The sequence below is a fragment of the Nocardia sp. NPDC060220 genome (assembly GCF_042727815.1).
In the GTDB taxonomy this organism is placed as follows: Bacteria; Actinomycetota; Actinomycetes; order Mycobacteriales; family Mycobacteriaceae; genus Nocardia.
This window is the reverse complement of the sequence record NZ_JBHWZY010000205.1, coordinates 1-9225: the sequence shown is the minus strand read 5'-3', so window position 1 is coordinate 9225 and position 9225 is coordinate 1. Positions and strand designations below refer to the sequence as shown.

The 9225-nt window shown below is 69.2% G+C and carries 9 protein-coding genes; 4 read left to right on the top strand and 5 right to left on the bottom strand.

Annotated elements, in window-relative coordinates:
• Positions 1-685 (top strand): thiolase family protein (locus tag ACFWF3_RS13325; protein WP_379313885.1); only part of this gene is annotated, 685 nt, incomplete at its 5' end.
• Between the two features lie 2 nt (positions 686-687).
• On the opposite strand, the gene ACFWF3_RS13320 is transcribed toward ACFWF3_RS13325, so the two are convergent.
• Complete coding sequence (locus ACFWF3_RS13320; protein WP_379313884.1) at positions 688-1422, bottom strand: TioE family transcriptional regulator; 735 nt, start codon at positions 1420-1422, stop codon at positions 688-690.
• A gap of 81 nt (positions 1423-1503) precedes the next feature.
• Between ACFWF3_RS13320 and ACFWF3_RS13315 the strand changes: the two genes are divergently transcribed.
• The gene (locus ACFWF3_RS13315) at positions 1504-2655 is read left to right on the top strand and encodes an erythromycin esterase family protein (protein ID WP_379313883.1); all 1152 of its coding nucleotides are present in this window, start codon (positions 1504-1506) and stop codon (positions 2653-2655) included.
• Here the strand turns inward: ACFWF3_RS13315 and ACFWF3_RS13310 are convergent.
• Genes ACFWF3_RS13310 through ACFWF3_RS13300 form a run of 3 tightly spaced genes read right to left on the bottom strand, consistent with a single transcriptional unit; the run spans position 2648 to position 6456 of the window.
• Positions 2648-3484, bottom strand: coding sequence for an HAD family hydrolase (locus ACFWF3_RS13310; protein WP_379313882.1), 837 nt, complete (start codon positions 3482-3484; stop codon positions 2648-2650). The genes ACFWF3_RS13315 and ACFWF3_RS13310 overlap by 8 nt on opposite strands.
• 51 nt (positions 3485-3535) lie before the next feature.
• Positions 3536-4915 carry a metallopeptidase TldD-related protein gene (locus ACFWF3_RS13305; protein ID WP_378988466.1) on the bottom strand — a complete coding sequence of 460 codons (1380 nt, stop codon included), beginning with the start codon at positions 4913-4915 and terminating at the stop codon, positions 3536-3538.
• Between the two features lie 8 nt (positions 4916-4923).
• A complete protein-coding gene (locus tag ACFWF3_RS13300) occupies positions 4924-6456 on the bottom strand; it encodes a TldD/PmbA family protein (protein WP_379313881.1) in 1533 nt (510 codons plus the stop codon).
• A 194-nt stretch (positions 6457-6650) separates the two neighbouring features.
• Here ACFWF3_RS13300 and ACFWF3_RS13295 point away from each other — a divergent pair, with 194 nt between their 5' ends.
• Complete coding sequence (locus ACFWF3_RS13295) at positions 6651-7244, top strand: helix-turn-helix domain-containing protein (RefSeq protein WP_378987940.1); 594 nt, start codon at positions 6651-6653, stop codon at positions 7242-7244.
• Between the two features lie 13 nt (positions 7245-7257).
• Here ACFWF3_RS13295 and ACFWF3_RS13290 read toward each other — a convergent pair whose 3' ends face one another.
• A complete protein-coding gene (locus ACFWF3_RS13290) occupies positions 7258-8025 on the bottom strand; it encodes a sulfite exporter TauE/SafE family protein (protein WP_378627548.1) in 768 nt (255 codons plus the stop codon).
• Positions 8026-8080: 55 nt separating this feature from the next.
• Here ACFWF3_RS13290 and ACFWF3_RS13285 point away from each other — a divergent pair.
• On the top strand, positions 8081-9225 hold a 1145-nt coding region (locus ACFWF3_RS13285), incomplete at its 3' end, for a sensor histidine kinase (RefSeq protein ID WP_379313880.1).

Genomic DNA, 9225 nt, shown 5'->3' with positions numbered 1-9225 from the left:
CCGCTCCCACCGGGGGGCGGCGGCCGCCATCGCCTCGGGACGTTTCGACGACGAAGTCGTGCCGGTCAGCACGCCGTCGGGCACGCTGATCGACGTCGACGGACTCGTTCGCGCGAACACCAGCGTCGAGAAACTCGCCACCCTGAAACCGGTGTTCGAGAAGAACGGCACGGTCACCGCGGGTAACGCCAGCCCGCTCACCGACGGCGCGTCGGCGGTGCTGCTGATGAGCGAGGAGAAGGCGCGCGCACTCGGGTTCACCCCGCAAGCCGCCTTCCGTTCCTGGAGTTTCGTCAGCGTCGACCCTGCCGACCAGGTACTCATCGGCCCGGCGATCTCGATGCCGCGCGCCCTCGACAAGGCGGGCATGACGCTGGCCGATATCGACCTCGTCGATATCCACGAAGCCTTCGCCGCGCAAACACTGTCGGTGCTGCGCATGCTGGAGAGCGCCGAGTGGGCCAAGGCCCGTCTCGACCGCGACGAGCCGGTGGGCACCGTCGACATCGATAGATTGAACGTGCACGGCGGCTCGATCTCGCTGGGCCATCCCTTCGGCGCCACCGGCGCCCGCATGGTCACGACCATGGCCAACGAGCTGGCCCGGACCGGGAAAGAGACCGCGCTGCTGGGTATCTGCGCGGCGGGCGGCATCGGCGCGTCGGCGGTACTCGAACGCGTCTGAGGTCAGCCGGGCGCACCGGGGCGGGGACGGTGTGCCCGGATGTCCACGGTGTATCGGCTCAGTGCGGCGGCAGCGTCGAGCATGCGGACGCCACGGGCGGTGATGGTGGCCTGCCAGTCGGTGAGGGCCTTCGCCAGCGCCTCGGTGCTGCCCGCGGCGCGAATCTGCCCGATGACGGTGGCGATGTGGTCGAGGCGGTAGTGACCTCGGCGCAGGATGTGGGCGAGTTCGGCGTCACGGAGGTCGGTGGGGCCGTAGCGGCGGTAGCCGGTGGCCGGGTCCCGATCGGGAGACAGGATGTCGGCCGCTTCCCATGCCCGCAGGGTGGCCGGGGTGACTCGCAGGTGATGGGCGAGTTCGCCGATGGTTCTTGTCGTGGCCGAACCCGGTGTGGCAGAGCTCGATTCGGTGATCAGGTGGCCGACTGCCCGGCGGACCGTGGCGAGAGTCTCACGGTCTCGCAGGAGCTGGCTGTGCCCGCGGTCGATGACCGTGAGAGCCCTGTCGAGGTCGTCCGCGTGCAGCGCGCGCATGAGGTCGCCCGCCTGCGCGTGGCCGTAGGCGGGGATCAGGGTGAGGTAGGTGCGCAGCGCGGCCGCGTGCAGGTCGGTGTAGATCCGGTAGCCGGCAGGGGTGCGTTCGGCCGGCGGAAGGCATCCGTCCTGCTCGTAGTTGCGGACCGCCTGGGTCGAAATCGCGTGCTCGCGGGCCAGGTCGGACGGTCGTAGGGTTCTCACTGATTTGAGACTTTACGACAGATATCCCGAATCGACGCTGCTCGAGTCTCAACCGTTCTTTCAACGATACGGTTGATAGGTATGAGCCAGAAAATCAGCGACTTCGTCCGTTCGTCCTGTGAACTGCTTGCGCTCGGGGAACCGACGCACAAAGAACCCGGCTTCGCGTCGGTCCGCAATGAGCTGTTCGCCGAGTTGGTGGCGAGTGGGTTCCGGTCGATCGCTCTCGAAACGGATCGGGTTGCCGCGCTCGCCGTGGACGATTACGTTCGCGGCGGCCACGGCGCCTTCGACGAGGTGATGCGGACCGGCTTCTCGCACGAGTTCGGCGAACTCGACGGCAACCGGCACCTGGTCGCCTGGCTGCGCGACTACAACGCGGGCAGGCCGGCCGAGGATCAGGTCCGCTTCCACGGATTCGACGCCGCGATGGAGACGATGAGTGCGCCGAGCCCGCGGTTCTACCTCGAATTCGCCCGCGACTACCTCGAACTCGACTTCGACATCAGCGGGCCTGCCGGCAGCGACGAGCGCTGGAGCCGCACCGAAGCGGTCCTGGACGCCGACGTCTCGCCCGGTGCCACCCCCGACGCCGAGCGGTTGCGGGTGATGGCCGACGACATGCTCGCCCTGCTCTACACCCGTGCACCGGAACGGATCGCGGCCACGTCACTCGCCGAGTGGCGAAGGGCGGCAATTCATCTCACCGCCGGACTCGGCCTGCTCCGGTATCACCGGCAGGCGGCCCAGCCGACGGAGGACGGCGTGCGATGGAACAGCCTGGCCGCCGCCCGTGACGCGCTGATGGCCCAGAACCTGCTCGACATCCGGTCCGCCGAAGCACGCCGTGGTCCGACCCTGGTGTACTCGCACAACCTGCACCTGCGGCGCAACACCAGCGTCATGCAGATGGGGCCGATGGAGCTCGTCTGGTCCGGCGCGGGGGCGATCGTCGGATCGCTCCTGGGGGAGCACTACGGGGTGATACTCGGCAGTCTGGGACGCAGTGACGGCCTCGAACTCGCCGAACCCGGGCCGGGCACCTTCGAACACACGCTGCAGAACCGCATCGGCACCTGGGGTTTGATCCCGGCGGCAGAACTCGGACCCGGACACACCCGCACCGATGTCACCCAGGAGCAGGGGTACTTCCCGCTGGACGCGGACACCGTGCGCGTGACCGATACGATCCTGCACCTCAGCGTGGGCCGGGCGCCGACATCGGTCAGCTAGCCGAGTCGCGCTGTGCCGAGCCGGCCAATTCCTCCAGGTAGGAGGCGACACCGTCCTCGTCGTTGGCCGGGAGCACCCGGTCGGCGAGTGCGATGACCTCGGGTGCCGCGTTGGCCGGAACCAGCGCGGTACCCGCCCAGGTCAGCATGGCGACATCGTTGAGCGCATCGCCCGCGGCCGCGACCTCCGACAGGTGGATGCCGTCGAGCGCGCACAATCGGGCCAGCGCGCTGGCCTTCGAGACACCTTCCGCGGCCATCTCCATGTACGCGGCGCCGGAGTGGGTCAGCTCCACGCCGGTGATCCCGACCGCCACCGCCTTGCGGTAGAGCTGGGCGCCCGGTAACTCGGGATGACGGGCGACGATCTTCACCATCGCGTCGACGCCCGTCGGCAAGATATCGGACAGTTCCATCTCGTGCGGGTTGCGGTGGTGATCGGCGAAGGTGCACAGCGCGGCATAGGCGGGCTCGGCGACGAACCGGGTGGCGCCGACATTGGCGAACACCACACCGGGAATCAGATCGCGGATCTGCGCCATCACCGCACCCGCCGCGCCGGTGTCGATCGAGACCGTGTCGATGATCTGCGGGGTGCCGTCGGCCAGGTCGAGCAGCACCGCGCCGTTGGCACACACCGCTTTGCCGCGAAAACCGCACGACTGCGCCAGCTCGTGGACCGAATGGCGGGCCCGGGCCGTCGCCCACACCACCTCGATGCCCGCGGCTTGCGCGCCGGCCATCGCTTCGGCGGTACGCGGCGAGATCGTGCGATCGGAACGCAGCAAGGTGCCGTCGAGGTCGGTGGCGAACATCCGGATACCAGTCACCCGATCATGCTTTCACGCTCGGGGCCGTCCAACGGAGGGGGTTCACCCCGGTCAGGTGGCCTGGCTCACCGACGACATGTGGAAGTCGGGGATGCGCAGCGGGGGCATGGCGGTCCGGGTGAACCAGTCCTTCCATTCGCGGGGCAGGGTGATCTCGGTGGCACCCGCTTCCGACACCCGCCGCAACAGATCGAGGGGGCTTTCGTTGAAACGGAAGTTGTTGACCGCGCCGGTGACCTTGCCGTCCTCGACCAGGTAAACACCGTCGCGGGTGAGACCGGTGAGCAGCAGGGTGGCGGGGTCGACCTCGCGGATGTACCACAGGCAGGTGAGGAGCAGACCGCGTTCGGTGCGGGCGATCATGTCGTCCAGCGATGCCTCGCCGCCGCCGGTGAGCAGCAGGTTCTCGCCGGGAACCGTGGCGGGGGCGGCGAATTCGGCCGCCGTCGCGCGCGGATAGACCAGCGATTCGATGACGCCGCGGCCGATCCAGTCGACCCGCCGCGCGGACAGACCGTTGTCGAACACCGACAGCGACTCCGACGACGACGGGGTCGCCACGAACGGCCGGTATTCCAGACCGCTCGCGTTCGGGTCGGAGTACAGGGTCAGCGGAATGTCGCTGAGCCGCTCACCGATTCGCGTGCCACCGGCGCGCGAGAACGCGGTGTGGCCTTCGTGCGCGCCACGACCCTCCATGCTCCATGCCAGATAGATCATCAGATCGGCCACCGACGACGGCGGCAACAGGGTCTCGTAGCGGCCGGCGGGCAATTCGACACGGCGCGCGGACCAGCCCAGGCGCCGCGACAACTCGGCGAGCAGGCCGGGAGTGTCGACGTCGGTGAAATCGGCGGTGCCGACGCCCACCCACGCGCTCGCCAGATCCTTGCCCTCGCCGCGCTTGCCGTTGATCTCCACCGAACCTGTCGGCTGACTGAACCGGCGGCGAACACCGGTCGAGGTGCCCAGCCAGGTGGTGTGCACCTGGTGGTGGGCGAAACCGTAGAGCCGGTCGGTGCCGTCGAAACCGGTGGACAGGTCGCGCGCCAGCCCGGCGAACACGTCGATCTCGGTGGCGCCGGGCGCCTGATCCCACGCGGCGGTGTCGTCGTCGGTGGGTTCGAGCAGCGGCATCGCGTCGCGGGCCGGGGCGGCCGTGCGCGCGGCTTCCTCGCTGGCGCGCACCACGGCCTCGATCTCGGTGGGATCGACGCTGGTGGAGCTGATGGAACCGACCCGCGCGGTGTTCGGGCCGTCACGGAACACCGAGATCACCGCCCACTCCCGCGAAATCGACGAGCCGTTGGTGGTCATCGAGTTGCCCGCCCACCGCAGCGACGCCTCGTGCGCGTCGGTGACGATCACGATCGCCTCGTCGGCCTTCGACGCCGCCAGCGCACGCTCGACCACCGTGCCCGCCGGGAACAGACCCTCGTTCACTGACCGCCCTCCATCCGGGTATTGAGAATGTTGACCCCGCGCACCAGCACTGACGGGCAGCCGTGGCTCACCGCCGCCACCTGACCGGGCTGTGCCTTACCGCAGTTGAAGGCGCCGCCGAGCTGCCAGGTGCTCGCCCCGCCGACCGCTTCCATCGACCCCCAGAAATCGGTGGTCGTCGCCTGGTAGGCGACATCGCGCAGTTGCCCGTCCAGCTCGCCGTTGCGAATCCGGAAGAACCGCTGACCGGTGAACTGGAAGTTGTAGCGCTGCATATCGATCGACCAGCTCTTGTCGCCCATGATGTAGATGCCGTCCTCGACACGGGAGATCAGCTCGGCGGTGGTCGTGTCACGCGAGGGATCCGGCTGCAACGACACGTTCGCCATCCGCTGGATCGGAACATGGTGCGGCGAATCGGCATAGGAGCATCCGTTGGAGCGATCGAGCCCGAGACGCGGGGCGAACACGCGATCGAGCTGATAGCCGACCAGGATGCCGTCGCGCACCAGGTCCCACCGCTGGCCCGCCACGCCCTCGTCGTCGTACCCGACGGTGCTCAACCCGTTGACCTGGGTACGGTCACCGGTGACGTGCATGATCGGTGTGCCGTACCGCAGCGTGCCGAGCTGATCGGGCGTCGCGAACGAGGTTCCCGCGTAGGCGGATTCGTAGCCGATCGCGCGGTCGTATTCGGTGGCGTGACCGATGGATTCGTGGATCGTCAGCCACAGGTTGGTCGGGTCGATCACCAGATCGGTGGGGCCCGCGACCACGCTGGGCGCCTTCACCTTCTCGGCCAGCCAGCCGGGGATCTGTGCGAGTTCGCCCGTCCAGTCCCATGTTCCGTCGGCGCCGGTGACGTACTCCCAGCCGCGGCCCGCGGGCGCGGCGAGCGTGCGCATCGTCTCGAACACCCCCGACGCGGAATCGACGGTGACAGCCTCCAACTGGGGGTGCAACCGCACCCGCTGCTGGGTGATCGACGAACCCGCGGTGTCGGCGTAGAACGTCTGCTCTTTGACCTGCAGGACCGAGGCGGTGACGTGGTCGACACCGTCGGCCGCGGACAGCCGTTCCGAATAGTCCTGCAGCAGCGCCACTTTGTCGGCTGTCGGCACCGTGAACGGGTCGAGGTCGTAGGCCGAGACCCACGAGACGTCGTCATAGCGTGGTTCGTCGGCCAGTTCGACGCGCTCCCGGTTCAGCGCGCGCAGCGCTGTCGCCACGGTCACCGCCCGGCGCGCCACCTCGGCGGCGATCTCGGGCGTGAGGGCGGCGTGGGAGGCGAAACCCCAGGTGCCGTCGACGATCACGCGCACCGCCAGTCCCAGTTCGGTCGCGTCGATGACTGCTTCGACGCGACCATCCCGTAACCGGATCGACTGGGTCACCAACCGTTGCACGCGCAGGTCGGCATGCTCGGCGCCGGCCGCGCGGGCCGCCGACAGCGCGGCCTCGGCCAGGGTGGCGAGCCCGAGCGCGCGGAACTCCTCATCCACATCTCTGGAAGTCGTGGTATCGCTCACCGCACCTACGCTAACCGGTGCCACCGACACATGTGCGCCGCAACCGCTTCCGGCGCACCGTCATGTCGGTTGCCGCCGTGACGCGCGGACTCCGGTCATCCCGCGAGCGGCGCCGAAAATGCCGTAGGGTGCCCGCCGTGCCGCCATCTGCCCTGCGCGATCGAAAAAGGGAACGAACCCGACGTGCGATCCTCGTGGCCGCCGTCGAATTGTTCGAGGCCAGAGGCTATGAGGAGACAACCGTCGCCGACATCGCGGCCGAGGCCGAGGTCGGCACCCGGACCTTCTTCAACTACTTCGCGAGCAAAGAAGAACTGCTCTTCCCCGAACCCGACGAACGGGTGCGCGCGGCGGTCGCCGCCATCGCCACCCGTCGGCCCGGCGAGCGACCGGTGGAGGTGTTGCTGCGGGCCTTGCGCGCGGCGGGCGACAACCCCGGCGAACACCTCGTCGACGACGTCGGTTCGCGGGTGGCCGCCCTGCGGGCGCGGGTCTCGCGGACCGTCCCCTCGGTGAGCGGTCGCGCCGCGCACGCGCAATTGGTCGCGCAGCGCGAGATCGCCCACCAGTTGCACATCGCGTTCCCGCACGAACTCGACGAGGTCGGCGCCGCGGCGCTGGTCGGCGCCGTGGTCGGCGCGGTGTCGGGTGCGCTGACGGTGCTGTTCCAGCAGCCACAGCACGGCATCGACGACGGTGAACGCCTCCATCGCAAGATCCACGAGACCACCTCGCGGGTCCTGCAACCGTGGCTCGCCGCCTCCGCGGCCGCCGAACCGGTGCGCTGACCGAATCGCCGCCCTAACCGAACTGCTGCCACCCCAACCGGATCACCATCACCACCACGACGACGAGCAACACGATCCGGACGAACCCCGCGCCCCTGGCCAGCGCCATCCGCGAACCGATCAGCGCGCCGAGAACATTCGCCACCGCCATGCCCGCGCCGAGACCCCACAGGATGTGGCCGGTCGAGCCGAGGAACAGCAGCGCACCCACGTTCGACCCGCAGTTGATCACCTTGGCCATCGCGGCCGCGCGCACGAACTCGGTGCCGAGCAGCGTCGCGAAGGTGATGATCAGGAAGGTGCCGGTGCCCGGCCCGAGCAGCCCGTCGTAGAGGCCGATCAGACCGGACGCGAGGCCGACCACCAGGATCACCTTGCGCCGGGTGGGCGGATGGGTGGCCATCGTCAGGCCGACCGAGGGGCGCACGGTCACGAACACCGCCACCCCGACGAGCACCACCATCACCAGCGGGATGAACAGGTCGCGGTCGATCAGCGACACCGCCGCCGCGCCGCACGCGGCCGTGATCGCGGCGATCACCGCGCCGGGCAGCAGTACCTTCCACTGCATCGGCACCTTGCGCGCGAAGGTCGCCACCGCGGTCGCGGTGCCTGCCAGGGCGGCGAGCTTGTTGGTGCCCAGCGCGGTCTGCGGTGCGATGCCGGGAACGACGAGGAACAGGGTCGGCAGAATGATCAGCCCGCCGCCGCCGACCACGGCGTCGACCCAGCCCGCCGCCGCGGCGGCCACCAGCAGGACCGTCCAGTCTCCGAGTTGCACGCGTCCAGGCAATCAAGATCACGGCCGGAAAGCCAGCCGGGGCTACGCTGGGCCCGTGCGCCGGTTCAGCCTGTGGCTACGCGGACGACCCATCGTCGCCGACTCGATTCTCGCGGGATTGCTGCTGTTCCTCGATGCCCTCGGGGTGGGCGACGAACACAACAAGGTCGTCTACCTGATCTTCTCGGTGATCGTGCCGCTGCCGCTGATCCTGCGGCGGGTGTATCCGCGGGCGGTGGCGGCGGCGATGCTGGTGCTGTCGTTGCTGAACACTCTCATCGGCTACCTGATCGATGGACAGGTAGCCGACCATGTCGCCCTGATCGGGCTCGGGGTGATGCTCTACACGCTCGTCGCCTACGTCGGCCGGCGTGACGGGCTCATCTTCCTCGCTTTCCTCGCGCTGGACATGGTGGCGTCGGTCCTGCTGCTCGACGAGCCGCGCGGCGGTGATCTGGCGATGGTCGCGCTCATCTACGCGCTGTGCTGGACACTGGCCGAGTTCAACGGTGCCCGGCACGCGTACGACTCCGAGGTGGCGGCGCGGCTGGCCGTCGCCGATTACGACAAGGAACGGCGCGCCCACGACGCGGTCGCCGCCGAACGCACCCGCATCGCCCGCGAACTCCACGATGTGGTCGCGCACGCCGTCAGCGTCATCATCGTGCAGGCCGACGGCGCCAAGTACGCCCTGCGCCAGGACCCCGACACCGCCGAACGCGCGCTCGCCACCATCGCGGGTACCGGTCGCGACGCGCTGCGCGAACTGCGCCGCACCGTCGCCCTGCTGCGCACCGAGCACGCACCGGAACTGCTGCCCCAGCACGGGAGCGCGGGCATCGCGAAGCTGGCCCAGATGATGCGCGAGGCGGGCCTGGCCGTCGACCTCGAGCTGACCGGCGAACTCGACGACATCGCCCCCGAGGTGAGCCTCGGCGTGCACCGCATCGTGCAGGAATCGCTCACCAACACCCTGCGCCACGCGGGAGCGGAGCCGAAGGCGGTGGTCCGGGTGCATCGGCGCGAGGAGGACATCCGCGTCGAAGTCGTCGACAGCGGCGGTGTTCCCGCGCAGGTGAGTCCGGGCGCCGAGATTCCCGGCGCGGGGATGGGTCTGGTCGGCATGCGCGAACGGGTCGCGGTCCTGGGCGGCACTCTGTCCGCGGGCAGACTCGACGACGGCCGCTGGCAGGTACGCGC

Excerpts from the sequence above, each read along its gene's own strand:
- ACFWF3_RS13315 (WP_379313883.1), top strand. The coding sequence starts at position 1,504 with ATGAGCCAGAAAATCAGCGACTTCGTCCGTTCGTCCTGTGAACTGCTT.